This window comes from Shewanella sp. GD03713, assembly GCF_029843705.1.
In the GTDB taxonomy this organism is placed as follows: domain Bacteria; phylum Pseudomonadota; class Gammaproteobacteria; order Enterobacterales; family Shewanellaceae; genus Shewanella.
This window is the reverse complement of the sequence record NZ_JAOCIW010000001.1, coordinates 2,926,812-2,945,623: the sequence shown is the minus strand read 5'-3', so window position 1 is coordinate 2,945,623 and position 18,812 is coordinate 2,926,812. Positions and strand designations below refer to the sequence as shown.

The 18,812-nt window shown below is 47.5% G+C and carries 14 protein-coding genes; 6 read left to right on the top strand and 8 right to left on the bottom strand.

What is annotated here, in order from left to right; genetic code table 11:
- Window positions 1–136 precede the first annotated feature (136 nt).
- Both N5E87_RS13030 and N5E87_RS13025 read left to right on the top strand, forming a co-directional pair.
- Window positions 137–2,365: a TonB-dependent siderophore receptor gene (locus N5E87_RS13030; protein ID WP_086902625.1), complete on the top strand. Its 2,229-nt coding sequence runs from the start codon at window positions 137–139 to the stop codon at window positions 2,363–2,365.
- A 278-nt stretch (window positions 2,366–2,643) separates the two neighbouring features.
- Window positions 2,644–3,651: a patatin family protein gene (locus N5E87_RS13025; RefSeq protein WP_086902626.1), complete on the top strand. Its 1,008-nt coding sequence runs from the start codon at window positions 2,644–2,646 to the stop codon at window positions 3,649–3,651.
- 140 nt (window positions 3,652–3,791) lie between these two features.
- Here the strand turns inward: N5E87_RS13025 and N5E87_RS13020 are convergent, their stop codons facing one another.
- The 6 genes from N5E87_RS13020 to purM form a co-directional block, all read right to left on the bottom strand.
- A complete protein-coding gene (locus N5E87_RS13020) occupies window positions 3,792–5,123 on the bottom strand; it encodes an IS4 family transposase (RefSeq protein WP_043015601.1) in 1,332 nt (443 codons plus the stop codon).
- A gap of 131 nt (window positions 5,124–5,254) precedes the next feature.
- Window positions 5,255–6,919: an asparagine synthase B gene (gene asnB / locus N5E87_RS13015; RefSeq protein WP_011717455.1), complete on the bottom strand. Its 1,665-nt coding sequence runs from the start codon at window positions 6,917–6,919 to the stop codon at window positions 5,255–5,257.
- Window positions 6,920–7,387: 468 nt separating this feature from the next.
- Window positions 7,388–9,061 carry a M28 family metallopeptidase gene (locus tag N5E87_RS13010; protein ID WP_086904703.1) on the bottom strand — a complete coding sequence of 558 codons (1,674 nt, stop codon included), beginning with the start codon at window positions 9,059–9,061 and terminating at the stop codon, window positions 7,388–7,390.
- Between the two features lie 197 nt (window positions 9,062–9,258).
- Window positions 9,259–10,005, bottom strand: a complete 747-nt coding sequence (locus N5E87_RS13005) for an HAD-IIA family hydrolase (RefSeq protein ID WP_011626525.1) — start codon at window positions 10,003–10,005, stop codon at window positions 9,259–9,261.
- 140 nt (window positions 10,006–10,145) lie between these two features.
- Entirely contained in the window at window positions 10,146–10,790 is a 645-nt protein-coding gene (gene purN, locus N5E87_RS13000; RefSeq protein WP_086904704.1) for a phosphoribosylglycinamide formyltransferase, read from the bottom strand.
- Window positions 10,790–11,827 carry a phosphoribosylformylglycinamidine cyclo-ligase gene (gene purM / locus N5E87_RS12995; RefSeq protein ID WP_011623139.1) on the bottom strand — a complete coding sequence of 346 codons (1,038 nt, stop codon included), beginning with the start codon at window positions 11,825–11,827 and terminating at the stop codon, window positions 10,790–10,792. The genes purN and purM overlap by 1 nt, the downstream gene beginning before the upstream one ends.
- 327 nt (window positions 11,828–12,154) lie before the next feature.
- Between purM and upp the strand changes: the two genes are divergently transcribed.
- The gene (gene upp, locus N5E87_RS12990) at window positions 12,155–12,781 is read left to right on the top strand and encodes a uracil phosphoribosyltransferase (protein ID WP_011072698.1); all 627 of its coding nucleotides are present in this window, start codon (window positions 12,155–12,157) and stop codon (window positions 12,779–12,781) included.
- Window positions 12,782–12,983: 202 nt separating this feature from the next.
- On the top strand, window positions 12,984–14,390 hold the full coding sequence (locus N5E87_RS12985; protein WP_176370368.1) for a GGDEF domain-containing protein: 1,407 nt from the start codon (window positions 12,984–12,986) through the stop codon (window positions 14,388–14,390).
- A gap of 83 nt (window positions 14,391–14,473) precedes the next feature.
- On the opposite strand, the gene N5E87_RS12980 is transcribed toward N5E87_RS12985, so the two are convergent.
- Window positions 14,474–15,793, bottom strand: coding sequence for a Na+/H+ antiporter family protein (locus tag N5E87_RS12980; RefSeq protein WP_011717451.1), 1,320 nt, complete (start codon window positions 15,791–15,793; stop codon window positions 14,474–14,476).
- Between the two features lie 370 nt (window positions 15,794–16,163).
- Between N5E87_RS12980 and N5E87_RS12975 the strand changes: the two genes are divergently transcribed.
- Window positions 16,164–16,769, top strand: coding sequence for a peroxiredoxin C (locus N5E87_RS12975; protein WP_011623136.1), 606 nt, complete (start codon window positions 16,164–16,166; stop codon window positions 16,767–16,769).
- Between the two features lie 74 nt (window positions 16,770–16,843).
- On the opposite strand, the gene rnt is transcribed toward N5E87_RS12975, so the two are convergent.
- On the bottom strand, window positions 16,844–17,512 hold the full coding sequence (rnt, locus tag N5E87_RS12970) for a ribonuclease T (RefSeq protein WP_086904705.1): 669 nt from the start codon (window positions 17,510–17,512) through the stop codon (window positions 16,844–16,846).
- A 142-nt stretch (window positions 17,513–17,654) separates the two neighbouring features.
- On the opposite strand from rnt, the gene motY reads away from it, so the two are divergent.
- Window positions 17,655–18,524 carry a flagellar protein MotY gene (gene motY / locus N5E87_RS12965; RefSeq protein WP_086904706.1) on the top strand — a complete coding sequence of 290 codons (870 nt, stop codon included), beginning with the start codon at window positions 17,655–17,657 and terminating at the stop codon, window positions 18,522–18,524.
- Window positions 18,525–18,812: the final 288 nt, after the last annotated feature.

Here is an 18,812-nt window from a genome sequence, read left to right as displayed (position 1 = left end):
CTTTACAATTGTTACAAACCCCGACCGATGTAAATTTAAATGAGAATTATTGTCATCTAATAATCAAACTTTATAATGACGGCACATTTTAGATGACATGGGTAAACCACAGGTTTGCTCAAGGTTGGGGGACTTTGTGAAATCACGTTTTGCCTATTCAATACTAACGCTTGCCCTGATGCCGCATTTGGTCTTTGCGGCTGCGCCTAACGCTCAAGAGAGTCAACCCGAGCAAGAAAGTGCTTCAACGGCACAAGCCGATATACAAACCAACACACAGGCCGAAGCACAAGCCAGCACACAAGCTGAGACTAAGGCGCCAGAGCGAATTGTCGTGCGTGGTCGCGCCATGCAGATGTATGTCGATAAAGAGACGGAAATCGGCACTAAAACGGCAATTAATGTGATGGAGCTGCCGCAGTCAGTGCAAGTGCTGACCGAGCAACTGATTGACGATCAAGCCGCCCGCAATATTACTGACTTATACCGCTCCATTGCCGGTGTGAGTGAATTTAGCTATTCCGGCGTGACCTTTCGTGGCTTTCGCGACGATGCCAACGTGTTTTACGATGGCGTGCGTGGCGACCCGTATTCGGGATTCTCGGTGCCACAACTGTTCAACGTGCAGCGGGTTGAAGTATTAAAAGGCCCGGCATCGGCACTCTATGGCGGCGGTGAGCCCGGCGGCATGATTAACTATGTGACGAAAAAACCGACCTTTGTCGAGCGTAAAGAGCTCACCTTAAGCACGGGCAGTTACGACATGATGGGCGGCTCGCTGGATTTCACCGGCGGTTTAACCGAGGATTTAGCCTATCGATTGGGGGGCTATTATCAACAGGAAGATAGCTTCCGTAACAATGCCGATAGTTTAAATGCCGAAGTAGCAGGTGGCTTACTGTATGAAATCAGTGACGATACTAAGCTGACCACCACATTCGATCTGATAAGACAGGATTTGGGCGGCAATCGACTCCGTGGTGTACCCGTGGATGATGCGGGGAATTTCCTGGTTGACCCTTCCTACAATGCCAACGAGAAGAGCGACTTCCAGAAAATGGATGCCTTGGTGCTGCAAGCGATTCTCGATCATCAATTTAGTGATGATTTTTCGGTAAAAACTCAAATTCGTTACCTGAATAATGAATCCGATCAGCAATATCACGAATCCCGTGGCTGGGTCGATGTGAACGGTGATGGTAAGGCAAACAGCGCTGATGGCACCATCAAACGTGAATATCGTGTCCAATCCCGTGCCAATGACGAAATCAGTTTAACCAACGATTTTGTCTATCGCTTTAATGCCTTAGGTTTTGAGCATGAGTTCCTGTTTGGTGGTGATTATCACTACGTCGAAACCGAATACCATTACAAGTTGGCGACCAGCAAGGAAGGCGTGGGTAATCTCAATATCTTTGAGCTGAATTACGGAGAAACTAATCCGAGTACTTATCAGTTAAAAGACATGGATACCGACGGTACTCGCTCCAACCGTTTTGGCTTTTATCTGCAAGAACATCTGCATTTCAACGAGCAGTGGTCTTTAATTGCGGGTCTACGCTTTAGCCAGTTTGATGATTACGACAAAAAGACCGGATTCTCCTTTAGCGATAATGCCATTACCCCAAGGGCTGGGCTGAATTATCGTCCAATCGAATCTATGTCTTTCTATTTGAACTACTCAGAGAGTTTCAATCCGGCATCATTGTCGGATCAAGAGAGCATTAAAAGTGACGGCGCACTCGATCCCGAAACTGGTAATCAAATAGAACTCGGGATGAAAAACGAGTGGCTTGATGGCCAGTTTATGACCACGCTCGCACTCTATCGCATTGAAAAACAAAATGTTGCTCAGGCAAACCCTCTAGATACCGGCGATGACGATGGTATTCCTAACTTAGTCAATTTAGGCGAAGTACGCAGCCAAGGGGTGGAATGGACGCTGGTGGGCGATCTCACTGATAATCTTACCGTGACGGCCAACTATGCCTATAACGATACCGAAGTGATTAAAGGTGTGACCAACGACAGTTTGACCAACACCTTTGGCGACGGCAAACACTTTGCCAATGCGCCGCGTCATCAAGCCGGTTTATGGACGCGTTACGATATTCAAGCGATTGATTCGGCCATTGCCTTCGGGATGGACTATGTGGGCGAGCAATTTAGCCTCAATGGTCAAACGGTGAAACCCCATACAGTGTTTGATATGAGCTGGACAACCCAATGGGATCAAACCCAAGTGCGCGTAAATCTGAAGAATATCTTCGACAAGGAATATGCTGTTAGCGGATTTAGTGAGCGCAATGGCCATTTCCCCGGTGAGCCGCGTAATGTCACCTTGGAATTGACCCATAAGTTCTAGCGTAAAGCTTCCAAGTGTCATCTATGCCCGCGTGATGATTCGCGGGCATAGATTGATTGTGCAAAAGATTGTATATAAAGATAAATTTCGCTATATCTTTGTAATGTGCATGAGTGTTTTAGCATTGCTGCTAACCATGCCATGATCCGCATGAAACGCTTCTTATATTTCATTTACCGATTACAACGATAGATTCTATCCGTTTTTGACTGTGACTATCTTTGTTTAGACTGAGCTTATCTATTCTCCATTGCGTCTTTGTTGCGATAAGGTCAGTTATGCCGCCGATTAGCTATTTATCTTCTGCCTCTCAATCTGTTACCGCGCCGAAAGTAGCGTTAATTGCAGAAGGCGGTGGCCAGCGCGGCATTTTTACTGCGGGCGTACTCGATGCTTGGCTTGAGGCGGAATTCGACCCCTTCGATTTATTGATTGGTACCTCAGCAGGCTCGCAAAACTTGACCAGTTTTTTAGCCAGACAAAAGGGTTACGCCAAAAAACTCATCCGGGGCCTTACGCGCCATAAACGCTTCTATCAGCTAGGGCGTGGTCTGATTGGTGCCAATGTCATCGACCTCGACTGGTATTTTGAGCAGACTCAGCGTGGCAGCTTTAAGCTGGATTTAGCGGCGGCCAGTCATTCCCTCAATGGCCGAGAACTCCTTATTACCACCACGCGAGTCTCTGACCGCCAAGGGTATTTCTTGAGTCCAACCAGTCATGAGCACTGGCGTGAACTACTCAAAGCCTCTAGCGCCTTGCCTTTTTTATATAAACAGGGGGTGAAGTTAACGCCTTGGTTAGGGATTGGATCTGCTAATCATAGCGATGCGACACTCGAATCCAAGCAAGACTTTTACCTCGATGGTGGCTTAGCGGCGCCGCTGCCCGTGCGTGAGGCGTATAAACGGGGTGCCCGCAAAATTGTGGTGGTCAGGACGGTCAATGAGGACTTTCAAGCCCAATCGGCTTGGGTACATAAGCTTAAATCGTGGATCTGTGTTTCTGGTTTTTGCCCTAAGACCATTGATTACCTAGTGCAGCATGAAGAGGCCTATCAGGCCGAGCTAGACTTTATTGCCAATCCTCCAGATGATGTTGAAATTGTGCAGATTTTTTCGAAGGCGCCATTACAGAGCAAGCTGTTAGGCAGCACAGATGCGGATTTACGCATTGATTATCAGCAAGGGATAAAGGCGGGGAAGGCGTTTCTTGCAACGTATTCTGGGCAAATTTCCAAGGCTAAAGATGCGACACTCGTTGCACCGCTGGCGATATCGGCCTAGGTTTTTAGTTCGCTCTACTTGAAATACTCAAGGTGATATTCCAAAGCAACATTTATGTTTGGTGCCGTGTGGTCAAGCTAAATCAAAGTCTTAAAGAGTTAGATAGTTAAAGATAAAAGCCACCCTAGGGTTAACACCTATCACTTAAGGTGTTTAGAGCGAACAGGGTAGCGAGTTTTATTGATACGAACGGTCCTTGCTTTGGGCCGTTTTCTTTTTTGGGGCAGTATGTAGCGTTTAACTCTCTCCCGCATGGCCCTTAGCTTTCTCGGGATGGAGCCGGGGGAGGCTATCGCACACCACATCAGCTCATCCTGAATATCTCTCAATGCCATCATAAAACTTATACGCAATGGCGATACCTGCGCCTCTCTCGCAATACGACTGATTTCCAGGCGAACCAAATTGTAAGCTATCAATATTCCCCAGATTTCTTGTATTACCCCCTCCACAGACTGACTTCGTAGCAGCACTTCATCTTCGAGCATATTGTGCTTTATCTCTCCGTAGCTGTTCTCTATTTCCCATCGTTCAAAATACACATCCAGTAATGACTGCGTACCATATTCCAGACTCGTTAAGGAGGTGAGAACACCTATGACGTGATTAGGTTGTTCTGGCTTAGGGTACAGGACAAGGCGGGCTTGCCATTTCTCCGGCAAGCTTGGGTCTTGTTTCCGAGCATGGGCTGACACTTTCATTTCCACTAAAAGGTCTCGCCCTTCCTTATCCAGTTGCTCAACCACTTCATATTGCGTGTTGGATTTTATCGGCGTCATCCAGTGACTCGTCGTATGTTGCCGTTGCCAATTAATCATCAACTCGGCACTGAGGTAACAGCGGTCAAAAATCGTCAGGGAGTGAGCGGGGGCTGAAGCGGCCAGCTGTTTGGCATAAGAGACCTCTCCTGTCGAGCTGGGCCCAAAGACAACATCATGTAATAAACGACTTCGCAGCGATGTGAGGGCACATAATCGAACAATCGGGTATTCAGTATGGTGGTTTTCATTGTACTTGATGTATTGGAAGTGCTCTGCAAGACAGGCGGTATCATGGGTGCGGAACTGAGTGCCGTCGACAGAAAGTAAACTCAGTCCAAACCATTTGTCATCGCTATCTTCCTGCTGGGTCCAATGGGCTGCTGTCAGTTTAAAAAGCGCTTCCAAAGGTTGGGCGGTGAGGCGCTTTCTCGCTTGAGGAATAGCACTTGGTGCAACAGAATCCCCTAAGTGGTTGGAAAGCTTGAGGTCTAGTTTATCTAAAACTTCCGTGATGGGTTTATCCCGATACAAGCCAATACCGACAATTAGCCAAACGACAAGTTCGGCGGGTAACTTACGCCGTCTCATGCTGGCTTTATTGGTAGAATCAAGGGCTTGCTCTATCCATTCGAGCGGGAGTTCTTTTTGGAAGAGAGCCAGTGATTCTGGTGCAGCAAACGTATCGACATCAATCAGCCAGTGAGCCAACATAAAAAATACCCTCAGCAATTAGTGTACTGAGGGTATTGTTAACCATCCGTAGGATCGTTCAACTGATCAATGCCTTAACTGATCGGTGTTAACCCTAGGGTGGCTTTTATCTTGATGACATGCCTCAGCGATTAATAACTAGCAGCATGCACTGAGCGTACGGCGCGGCCTGATGGGTCGATAATGCCACGTAAGCTTTCGTCCCACGCCAGCGCTTCAGGCGTAGAGCAGGCGACCGACTTGCCACCGGGAACCGTTTCGGCGGCACTTGGCAATGGATAATGCTCTTCAAAGAAACAACGGTAGAAATAGGCTTCCTTGGTTTCTGGTGTGTTGTACGGGAAGCGGAACTTCGCATTGGCCAGTTGCAAGTCGTCGACTTGCTCAGCGGCATGGGCTTTTAAACCATCGATCCAAGAGTAACCCACGCCATCGCTGAATTGCTCCTTTTGACGCCAGGCGACTTCTTTTGGCAATTTATGCTCAAAAGCTTGGCGCAGAATGTGTTTCTCAATCCGACCATCCTTAGACATTTTTGCCTCAGGGTTGATACGCATCGCCACATCCATAAATTCCTTATCGAGGAAAGGCACACGGGCTTCGAGTCCCCACGCCGCCATGGCTTTGTTGGCGCGCAGACAATCGAACAGATGCAGTTTATCCAGTTTACGCACGAGTTCCTCGTGGAAGGCCTGCGCGTTTGGCGCCTTGTGGAAGTACAAGTAACCGCCAAAGAGTTCGTCGGCACCTTCACCCGATAACACCATTTTAATGCCCATCGCCTTGATTTTACGCGCCATCAGGTACATGGGTGTCGCGGCACGAATGGTGGTGACATCATAGGTTTCTAAGTGGTAGATGACTTCTTTAATCGCATCTAAACCCTCTTGGAAGGTAAAGTTGATCTCGTGGTGAATGGTACCAATCGCATCGGCGACCTTCTTAGCAGCTGCTAAATCCGGCGCGCCTTTTAACCCAACGGCAAAGGAGTGCAGCTGTGGCCACCAAGCACCACTTTGATCGTCATCTTCGATACGGCGTTTGGCAAAGGTTTGGGTAATCGCCGAGATCACCGAGGAATCTAAACCGCCAGACAACAACACGCCGTAGGGCACGTCGGACATCAATTGGCGCTTAACGGCGGCTTCGAGGGCATCACGTAATTCTTCCTGGCTGGCGCCGTTATCTTTCACCGCATCAAAGCTCTGCCAATCGCGAGTGTAGTATTGCACTGGCTCACCGATGCTTGAGTACAGATATTGCCCAGGCTGAAATTCGGCCACGGTTTTACAGACCGGCATCAGTGCCTTCATTTCGGAGGCCACGTAGAAGTTACCCGCCGCATCACGCCCAGTGTAGAGCGGGATAATACCCATATGATCACGGCCAATAAGGTAGGCATCTTTGGCTTTATCGTAGAGTACGAAGGCGAAAATACCGTTTAATTTATCAAGGAATTCAGTGCCGTATTCTTGATATAGCGCCAAGATCACTTCGCAGTCAGAGTTGGTTTGATAGCTGTATTTATCGCCGAGTTGGGCTTTGAGTTCTTTATGGTTGTAGATCTCACCGTTGACCGCGAGGATAAGGCTGCCGTCTTCGGTTAGTAGTGGCTGCGCACCGTGTTCAATATCGACAATCGCCAAGCGCTCATGGGCCAAAATCGCTTTATCGCTGGCGTAAATGCCTGACCAATCGGGGCCGCGATGGCGCATCAGTTTGGACATTTCCAGTGCCACTTGGCGTAGCTCTTTCGCATCGGATTGAATATCTAAAATTGAAAAAATTGAACACATAATGCAACTCCTAAACCGCTGTATTTCATTTGAGGATGTCTCAATTGAGTATCAATGTGCCAGCGATTCGGGATTTTGCCAAATACTATTTTTGATGATTTGTTTGTTTTTAGGTGTTTTCGATGGTTTTGATCTGCATGTAAAATGGTTATGGCTGATGGTTGTTTAATTTATCGTGCATTTTTATGAATAAAATGTTTTTGGTTATTGGTTGCGAAGCGGGATATTGGCAAATACATAATGTTCACTCAATAAAATCCGTTTTTGGCAAAATCATGATAAATGTGAGCAAGATAGTGATCCAATCACAAATATTGCTGATTTAATGAACAGTTTGTCGGCGGTCATTGCACGTGTTGTCACAGCCAAGGTCAAACTGTGAGTCTAAAGTGGGGCGGCTGATAAAATAATAAGGCACCTCTCAAGGTGCCTTATGGGATGTTTCAGCGATGAATCGTTTTCAAGTGTTTACTTTGCGGCCGTGGCAAGTTCCGTTTTGGCAGGACGCAGGCTGTTGAACTCAGTGCCTTGATAATAGCCAGGCCAATCTTGGCTGTTACCTAAGGTGCGAGTCACTTGATAGTAAACTTCGAGATCTTGAATCGCACCGCTCAGATCCCAGTCTTCATGGTATTCATCGCAGACATTGTGGTAGCAGCCCTTCATGGTCGCTTGCATTTGAGTCTTATAGCTTGCGGTTGCAGCATCTATGGGTTCGCTTCCTCCACCGGCAAAGACCGCAGGCACGCCAAGTTTGGCAAAGCTGAAGTGATCAGAGCGGAAGAATCCGCCCGACGCAGGATTCTTTTCACCCAAAGCAATACGGTTTTGCTGTTTGGCGGCATCGACTAAGTAGTTTTCAAGCTCGGACTTGCCTTTACCGACGATAGTGAAGTCCTTGGTTTTTCCATAAATATTGGTGCTATCTAAGTTGAGTACTGCCACTGTTTTATCAATGGGGTAGATTGGGTTGGCAGCGTAATAGCGTGAGCCGAGTAAACCTTGCTCTTCACCTGTCGTCGCGATAAAGGTCACCGAGCGCGCTAAGCCGTGGCCCTGTTTGGCGTTATCGGCCAGTTGTCTGGCGATTTCTAAAATGCCCGCAATGCCCGATGCGTTATCCATGGCACCGTTGTAAATCTTATCGCCTTCTTTACTGTCATCTTTGCCAATATGGTCCCAGTGGCCGGTAAATAGGATTTGCTCATCGGCTTGCTGAGTGCCGGGAAGGGTGGCGACAACGTTATAGCTGTTGGCGTATTCGGCTTTGTTTTTAAAGGCGATATTGGCCATTTGCTCAAGGGGTAAGTTAATTGGACTATCGGCGGCGCGCGCCATCAGCGTTGGTAGGGATAAACCCGCTTTTTCAAATAATTGTGTAGCAGCATCTAAGGTTAACCAGCCTTCGACTTGCACGCGGCTGTCTTGCTCGGCTTTGCTGAGGACTAAATCTTGCTGCGCGCCAGTCCAGCTGTTTTCAACCACGGACCAAGGGTAAGAAGCAGGCTCGGTATCGTGAATGATCAACGCCCCGAGTGCGCCTTGACGGCTGGCTTCTTCAAATTTGTAACTCCAGCGACCATAGTAGGTCATATCTTTACCGTTAAACTTACCAGAGTCAGGGCGGGCAAAGCCGGGATCGTTCACAAGGATCACCGCAATTTTGCCTTTCATATCCACATCTTGGTAATCGTTCCAGCCATATTCCGGCGCATTTACACCGTAGCCAACAAACACTAAGGGGGCGTTTTCGATATTGACGCCGCCATTATCGTGACGACTGTTTAAGACGATATCTTTGCGATAGGTTAACGGCAATCCTGCCAAGCTGATTTGCTGCACATCGTAGGCGGTATAACTCACCATAGGTACAGGTTGTAAAAAACTGCCTTGATAGGCGCCTTTGAGTCCCATTTCGGCAAAGGCCTTAGACAGGTAGTCTAAGGTGAGCTTTTCACCGTGGGTAGTGGGGGCGCGGCCTTCAAACTCATCGGAGGAAAGGTTTTTAATGTCGTTTCTAAAGCGTGCTTCATTCATTTGCACGGGTTTCAGTGCTGCACTGCTGTTGGCATCGGGCTGGGCCGAATTAGGGCTGCAGGCGCTGAGCATGGCTAGCGCGCAGACAGGATACAAACGTCGCATAGGTTAATCCTACTGTTGTTTTTAGGGCGTATTTCACGCATATATCAAAGGGGTATGTCGTGCCTTATCATGAAGCAAGCGCTATTGGGGGACAAGGGAGAGCCAAGGGGAAAAATGTTACTTAATGTTGCTTTACCGTATCGAGTCTGTTGTGGTTCTCAGCACGCTAAGGTGCTGAGAATCGGGCGATTTAAGGATTAAACTACATCAATATCGCCGGCGCAGGCGAATACATGATTTGGGCGGAAAGGCTCTTTATCGATATCTTCAAGCTTACTCACGCCGCTGGTGACCAGAATAGTCTCAAGCCCTGCTTGAAAACCCGCCAGAATATCGGTGCGCATATTGTCGCCAATAATCACGGTATTTTCGGAATGACCGTCGATATGGTTGAGCGCTGAGCGGATAATCCACGAGCTGGGTTTGCCCACATAAAAGGGCTTTTTACCGGTAATGCGCTCTATTGGTGAACACAGGGCGCCGCAGGCCGGACTGTAAGCGGGGCCGTGAGTGTCGGGATTGGTGGCGATAAAACGGGCACCGCGGGCGACGAATCCGGCGGCCTTATGGATCATATCCCAGTTATAGGAGCGGGTTTCACCGACAATCACGAAGTCGGGATTAATGTCAGTAATGGTAAAGCCAGCCTTGTAGAGCTCATGGGTGAGGGCGCCTTCGCCAATCACAAAAGCTTTACTGCCTTCCTGATGCTTTAAAAAATCGGCGGTGGCCATGGCCGAGGTGTAAAAACATTCTTCTGGTACGTCTATCCCGGCGGCGCTGAGGCGGTTTTGCAGATCTTTACCCGTTTGTACTGGGTAATTGGTCAGAATAACGAGGGGATTGCCTTGGTCGAGAACGCGGTGGATAAATTTATCACTGCCGGGGATCAGCTTATTGTCGTGCAGGAGTACACCATCGATATCGCAGATAATATTTTTCATCTAATAGTCTCTTGTATGCCGAACAAAATCACTTTTCGTTAGCTTATCTAATGCCACATTAGGCGAGAAAACAATGATTTTGTATTACAAGGCGAAAAAAAAGAGACCCTTAAGGTCTCTTTTTTTTCGCGAGGCAGTGTTTAATCGGGGGCGTAGCCGTTAGGTCCGATTAAGGTGCCATCGAGATAGGCTTGGCCGTCCTGCATCTTGAGGCGTTGATGGCTGAACCATTTCACCACCAAAGGATAAATCGCATGCTCTTGCTCATGGACACGAGCGGCGAGCATCTCAGCAGTATCATCCTCATAAACAGGGACTTTTGCCTGTAAAATCACTGGGCCAGCATCCAGCTCTGGGGTGACAAAATGCACACTGGCGCCATGTTCAGTGTCTTTCGCATCAATGGCGCGCTGGTGGGTGTTTAATCCGGTATATTTAGGCAGCAACGAAGGGTGGATATTGATCATGCGTCCTAAGTAACGATTCACAAAATCGTTGGTCAGAATACGCATAAATCCGGCCAACACAATCAAATCGGGTTGGTACTTTTCAATTGTTGCCATTAACCGTGCATCGTACTCAGAGCGAGATTCACCTGAATGAGCAATCACGCAGCTGGTATCAATTTCACTATGATGGGCGCGAATTAAACCGTAGGCATCGGGTTTATTACTGATCACTCCGACAACTTCGGCCTGCAGATTATCGTCACAACCGTCGATAACGGCTTGCAGGTTACTGCCATTTCCGGAAATTAATACAACTACACGACAGCTTTGGGGCATTACAGGATCTCCACTTGCTCTTCATTGCCTTCGCGAGCAGCGATAGCACCGATTAGCCAAGCTTGTTCGCCTTCGGCGGCGAGCAGTGCCAGTGCGGCATCGACCTTATCGGCTGGCAGCGCAACGATCATGCCGACACCACAGTTAAAGGTGCGGTACATTTCATATTCTGCAATGTTACCGTTTTCCATTAACCAATTGAAAACGGCAGGCCATTGCCATGAATCACCTTGGATAACGGCTTTGCAGTTTTCAGGCAGTACGCGGGGGATATTTTCCCAGAAACCGCCGCCAGTGATGTGCGCCATTGCGTGCACGTCCGATGCTTCGATCAGCTTGAGCAATGATTTAACGTAAATTTTGGTTGGTTCTAACAGATGTTGGATCAATGGCTTGCCATTGAGATCCTGTTGAGGATCCGCTTGGCTGACTTCTAATACTTTACGCACTAATGAGTAGCCATTTGAATGAGGACCGCTTGAGGCTAAGGCGATTAAGGCATCACCCGCAGCCACTTTACTCCCGTCAATGATGTCAGCCTTTTCAACCACGCCCACACAGAAACCTGCGAGGTCGTAATCTTCGCCTTCATACATGCCTGGCATTTCAGCGGTTTCACCGCCGATTAACGCACAACCAGATTGGAAACAACCTTCGCCGATGCCGTTAACAACCGAGGTTGCGGTTTCTACATCGAGCTTGCCTGTTGCGTAGTAATCGAGGAAAAACAACGGCTCAGCGCCTTGAACGATCAAGTCGTTCACACACATAGCCACTAAGTCGATACCGACTGTGTCGTGTTTTTTGTAATCGATAGCTAAACGCAATTTAGTACCAACACCGTCGGTGCCTGACACTAAAACAGGTTGCTTGTATTTAGTGGGTAATTCACACAATGCGCCAAAACCACCTAAGTTGCCCATTACCTCTGGACGACGGGTACGTTTAACAGCCGCTTTAATGTTACTTACCAGTGCATTACCAGCATCAATATCAACGCCAGCGTCTTTATAGCTCAGTGGGGTAGGAGTGCTCACGGAGGATCCTCTCGGGTACATCGTTATTGGATTTTTATGCGGCGGTATTCTACCAGCTTGTGCTAGGGGTCGAAAGCCATGATTTGGATTTATCGACTTGCGGGGAGTATTTTTAGCTTCACAGGGGGATATTTCACATTTTCTATCCTGCGATTGGTCATAAAATAGTAGATGAATGGGTGTATCTTAAGCGATAGGCAATAATTCTTGGGATATTGCTCACGATTAGCTCGAATGGCAAAACTTTATGTTTTACCCAATAAACAAATCATCTAAAATCTGAAAAATTTGCCTAAGATATTTCGCGAACAACAGTAGGAGAGAAAAATGAAAGTTGTCGAGGTTAAACACCCGTTAGTGCGTCACAAAATCGGCCTGATGCGTGAAGGTGACATTAGCACTAAACGTTTCCGTGAGCTAGCCGCCGAAGTGGGCAGCTTGTTAACCTATGAAGCTACCGCAGATTTCGAAACCGAAACTGTTACGATTGAAGGCTGGAATGGTCCAGTGGATGTGGACCAGATCAAGGGCAAAAAAGTGACTGTTGTGCCGATCCTGCGTGCGGGTTTAGGCATGATGGACGGCGTGCTTGAGCATATTCCAAGTGCGCGTATTTCGGTTGTGGGTATTTACCGCGACGAAGAAACCTTAGAGCCAGTGCCATATTTTGAAAAGCTGGCCAGCGACATGAACGAGCGTATCGCACTGATTGTTGACCCTATGCTGGCAACTGGCGGCTCTATGATTGCGACTATCGACCTGCTGAAAAAACGTGGTTGTACGTCGATTAAAGCCCTAGTGTTAGTTGCCGCGCCTGAAGGGATTAAAGCCCTTGAAGCGGCTCACCCTGATGTAGAGCTGTATACTGCGGCTATCGACAGATGCTTAAACGAGAAGGGCTACATTCTGCCTGGTTTAGGCGATGCCGGTGATAAAATCTTCGGTACTAAATAAAAACGAGATGACTTAACCGTCATTAAGATTCGATAGGGGAGCTTAGGCTCCCTTTTGTTTTTGGCGTTCGCAATACAATATTCATCGCCCCTTCCCGGTGCTTGAACTAGAGTTAACAATAAGATTTATTTCAATTTAATACTTGAACAATACAATTGTTCGTTATATTCAATTCATTTTAAGTAAGATGATGGCAGGGATTATGATTAGTACAAAACTCAGTTGGGCACTGGTTCGTCAATCCTGTTCACTGGCAACATTGATATTTGTTGTCCTGCTGCTGATCCTCTTACCCTTCAAAATCGACAAGGAACATAAGGCTTTCGTTCATTTCCTGAGGGCAAAACACACTGTGCCAAGTTATGTGGAGCTGCTAGGAAAAGGCTTATCGTTACACGATATTATTGATTTCGATAGCGCGCTGCTTGCGCCTTTTAAGCTCGACCCTTCGCGCTTATTATTGCCTCCCGGGAGCCATTTGCTACCGGAAGAAGAGCAAATCATTCGTTATTTTGACTACCTCTATTCGAGTCGCAAGAATGCGGTTCGCGGGGCTTTTGTCTATATCGGCTTATATAAAAGCAATGCCTTGTATGTGGCATCCCCAATTCCGGAAGAAGTGAAAAACCGATTAATTCACGATCACATTTTGACCAATGAGTTTTGTCAGCGGCTGCATTATTGCAGTAAGGACGCGTCGGCGGAGTCCTTGGCGGACGGTATCGTGTTATCGATTCCTTACGTCGATGAAATTACAGGAAATGTTATTTTCTCTATGGCGGCGCCGATTTCATCTTCCCACGATCCTGCGCATATGTGGGGGGATGTGATTGCCGATACGGCATTTATGGCATCGGGATTTATGCGGGGTAAAGACTATGAGTCGGTGATGACCCCTTATGGCACCGATATAGTGATCACTGGCGACAGCCTCTGGACGCGTATTACGCCCGAGTTCTTGTTTTATCCCATGAGTAATCATCTGGATAACCTCACCACATTAACCTATAAAGTCAGTGTATTACGCTTTGTGGTTCAGTATGTTCCCCTATGGTTCTTGTTGTGCGTGTTAACTGTTATCTTCCAACTCAGGTATATGCGCCTTAAACAGCTGCGAGCAGAACGTCAACGATTCGGCGAGGCGATGCTGCAGGATCCTTTTACTAAAACCTACAATAAGAAGGTCTATGAGACGCTGACATTTAAGTCGGCGACTGAGGGCCTGTATGCGGTGATCTGTATCGATGGCGATAAAATCAAAACCATTAACGATACCTACGGTCATAAACTGGGCGATATGGCAATTCTGCAAATTGTTGAAGCCATGCGAGCGGTATTTCGGGAGAATGACTTGTTTATCCGCACTGGTGGGGATGAATTTGTGGTGATCCTCAGTAATTGCTCCCAGGATAAAGCGTTACAACTTGCTCATAAGCTTAAAGAGAATGTTGAGCAGCGCCAGTTCTTAAGCATGCTAACGGTATCGTGCGGGGTGGCTGATTCGAGCGGCTATCCATCCTTTGACTCAGTGTTACAGGCGGCGGATAAGGCTTTATACGTGGATAAGGCCAAAAAGGGTGAGCATGTGTCCGATAATAGCCTGCGCTGAGTTCCTTTTACTGAGCTAGCTAGACATTAAAAATTAGGCATAAAAAAGCGTGGTCTTGCCACGCTTTTTTATTACTATCTGCCTTAGAGTACCATGGCGGCAATCCAACCAAAGACCAGTAAAGGGATATTGTAATGGATAAAGGTTGGGATCACACTGTCGCGAATATGGTCGTGCTGACCATCGGCATTTAAACCCGAGGTCGGGCCTAATGTTGAATCAGATGCAGGTGAACCAGCATCGCCCAAGGCCGCAGCGGTGCCGACTAACGCGATAGTTGCAGGCACTGAAAAACCAAAGCTTAAGGCTAAGGGCACGTAAATCGTCGCGATAATCGGAATGGTCGAGAAGGACGAGCCAATGCCCATGGTGATCAAAAGGCCGACCAGTAACATCAAAAAGGCGGCAAGGGCTTTATTATCCCCAATCAATGAACTCAATGACGAGACAAGTGTGCCGACTTCGCCGGTTTCTTTGACTACCGCAGCAAAACCTGCGGCGGAGATCATGATAAAGCCGATATTGGCCATCATGCGCACGCCTTGGGTGAAAATATCTTGATCGGCAACGTGCTTGAGCGCGCCCGAAAAACTGAAGATCATAAAGCCGACTAAGGCGCCGAAGATCATCGAATCGGTTTCAAGTTGCACAAACAGAGTCGCCAGAATCGCAAACGCAGCGATAACGATATTGCGTTTATTGAGGCTTTCTTCAGGCTCGGCGGTCAGTACCTTAGCTTCATCGTAAACCCTAGGTTTGCGGTAACTGAAAAATACTGCGATCAACAAGCCAACCACCATACCGGCGGCGGGGATCAGCATTGCGGGGGGAATTTGATCGCGTACGGCGACCAACCCATTGCCCGTCAGGTTAGAGAGCAAAATATCATTCAAGAAAATCCCGCCAAAGCCCACGGGTAAAATCATGTAGGTGGTCACAAGTCCAAAGGTCAGCACGCAGGCGACAAGACGGCGGTCGATATTTAGCTTGGTCATCACATGCAGTAGCGGCGGCACGAGTATCGGAATAAAGGCAATATGGATCGGCAGGATATTTTGCGATGCCATCGACATAGCGAGCAGGGATAACAACAATAACCAGCGGACCCAGTTGGTGTTGGTAGCATTGGGATCTTTGCCAAGGCTTTTAATGATGGAGTTGGAGATCAGTGTCGTTAAGCCCGAATGGGATAGTGCCACAGCAAACGCACCAAGTAAGGCATAACTGAGGGCGATTTGTGCGCCGCCACCTAATCCCGTATTGAAGGCATCAATCGTTTGATGCAGATCCATTCCCCCGACCAAACCGGCAACGAGGGCACTGATAGTGAGTGCAATCACCACATTCACCCTCGCCAAACTGAGGGCTAACATTAAACACACTGCAATAACGACTGCATTCATAGACAATATCTTAATTCTGTAAACCAAAGGGACTATTTTTGACTGCAAAGGCCGTGTCTGTCCAGTTTACGGCGGCTTAATCTGAAAAATATCTGAAAATGTGAATTGGGTGGGTTTTTACTGTTAGACGAATGTGTTCTCGAACGCTTACCACTCGCCCAGATTGCTCTATCCTTAAGCAGTAGTGTCAAAATGCCCTTGAAAAATGTGATATTGGTCTTAAATAGGTTGTAAGGCAAAACGCACGACTTATAATGCCTAAAGATTTGATTGGTAAGCTCCCTCAAAGACACTCGTGCAAATCAGCGCAAGCGTGTTTAAGGGATGTTTTACTTTAATAGTTAGTTCAACTCATAGATGGAGATATAAAATGAGCGTATTAGTAGGCCGTCCGGCTCCTGATTTTACTGCTGCAGCTGTATTAGGTTCTGGCGAAATCGTAGATAGCTTTAACTTAACTGCGGCCATCAAAGGTAAGCCAGCGGTTGTTTTTTTCTATCCACTTGACTTCACTTTCGTTTGTCCATCAGAGTTGATCGCTTTCGATCACCGCATGGAAGAGTTCACTAAGCGTGGTGTTGAAGTGATCGGTGTATCTATCGATTCTCAATTCACTCACAACGCATGGCGCAACACCCCAGTAGAAAAAGGTGGTATTGGCCAAGTGAAATACACTTTAGTTGCTGACGTTAAACACGACATCTGCAAAGCATACGATGTTGAGCACCCAGAAGCTGGCGTGGCCTTCCGTGGTTCATTCCTGATCGACAAAGAAGGTATGGTACGTCACCAAGTGGTTAACGATCTACCATTAGGCCGTAACGTTGACGAAATGCTGCGTATGATCGACGCTCTGCAATTCCACGAAGAGCACGGTGATGTATGCCCAGCGGGTTGGGAAAAAGGCGACAAAGGTATGAACGCAAGCACTGAAGGTGTTGCGGCTTACTTAGCAGAAAACGCAAGCTCTCTGTAATTTGCGGATTTTCGCGTAATAAAAAAGCTGCCCTTGGGCAGCTTTTTTATTGGACGGTCGATAAGCATTAACGCTTATTCCTCACCATCTGCATCCTCTGACTCACCCGCGGCTAATAATGGCCAACCGCCTAAATGCTTCCAGCGGTTGACGATATGGCAAAACAGCTCTGCGGTGCGCTCGGTATCGTAAAGTGCTGAGTGAGCCTCTTTATTATCGAAGGGGATCCCCGCCATAATGCAGGCTTTGGCCAGCACGGTATGGCCAATCGCTAAGCCCGCGAGTGTTGCAGTATCAAAGGTGGCAAAAGGGTGGAAGGGGGAGCGTTTTAAGTCACAGCGCTCAATCGCTTTACTCACAAAGCCATGATCAAAGGCGGCATTGTGCGCCACGATAATACTGCGGTGACAATCTGAGGCCTTCTGCGCCTTTTTAACGGCTTTAAAAATCTCTAAGAAGGCTTCTTTTTCGCTTACGGCGCCGCGTAATGGGTTGGTGGGATCAATACCATTAAAGGCCAGCGCCTCAGGTTCTAAGTTGGCGCCTTCAAAGGGCTCAATATTGAAATGCAGGGTTTTATCAATGCCGAGCAAGCCTTCATCATCCATTTTTAACAGCGTGACGGCTATTTCCAGCAACGCATCGGTTTGAGAGTTGAAGCCCGCGGTTTCGACATCTATCACTACCGGAAAGTAGCCTCGAAATCGGTGTTTCAATTTGTTTGCGTCGCTAATATCGCTCATTAAAGTACCCAAGAAAAATGATAGGGCGCTATTATGCTAAATGTACTAGGATGTGTCATGTTTGATTGGTGGTTTTATGAGCTAAAGGAACTAAAAAGTTTGCCGATAAAACTTCGTAACCGAATAAACACGAGTAAGGGCTATGTGGCGAAAACTGATATTAGTATCAATTTTATGCGTTCCAGCAACTGCAATGGCAGAGTTGCGCCACTATGTGGCCTCTTTGGGCGAATCCCAATGGCGAGTCAGTCAAAACAGCCCCATCGTATGCCGTCTTGAGCATGATATTCCATCTTACGGTAAGGCAATTTTCACCAGCGAAGCGGGTAAACAGTTAAATCTTAACTTTACCTTGGACATGTGGGTGAAACCGGACCAAGTCACACAGGCGACCTTGATGAGTCGCGCCCCCCAGTGGCGTCCTGGTGTTGTATCGAAAGAAATCACTTCACTACGTTACCAAAAGTATTTTAATGGTGAAGTACCAAAGCGTGCCGCTTGGTCGATGTTGAGCGAACTGAGCCGTGGCATGGAGCCGACGTTTTATTATGCCGATTGGTATAACGAATCGAATAAAATTGCGGTAGGGCTGTCGGCGGCGAACTTTGGCCGTAAATATGCTGAGTTTAAGTCGTGCCTATCACACTTATTGCCATACAGTTTCGAGGATATCGCCTTTACCGTACTGAATTACGAAGAAGGCGGCACCGATTTAACCCGTTTCTCACAGCAGCTTTCCCGCATTCAGGAATACTTGTCCTACGATCCGGATGTGGAACTGGTGTTAGTCGATGCTTATACCGACAGTTACGGTGGTCGCTCCGTTAACCAAAAAGTCTCGGATAAGCGCGCAGAATCGGTAAAAGATTTCTTTGTCGCCAGCGGTATTCCTCAGGATAGAATTGTCACCGTCGGCCATGGTGAGCGCCGTCATGTGGCGTCGAATGATGATATTGAGGAGCGAGCACTCAACCGCCGCGTCGTTATCCGGATCAGTAAGCCGCTGATGTGATATTTGGCTCTAAGTTCTAGTTTCGTTCAGTTTAAATACACCTCATTTAAACCAACAATGCCAAGTATTCGGACTTGGCATTGTCATTTCTGAAGCGTGCATCTCGTGAACGCATGAATGTTACTCCAATCTCAGTCATTCAAGCTTATGGCTTATTATACCAATCGTATTAAATATCTGTTCATTCAGCGGGAGTTAAACGGGCTTTAGACAAGGCGAAGGCTTGAAGGCATAGTGGCGCTCTGTCGAAAGCCTTAAACACAGTATAAAGCCCATTCAACCCCGCCC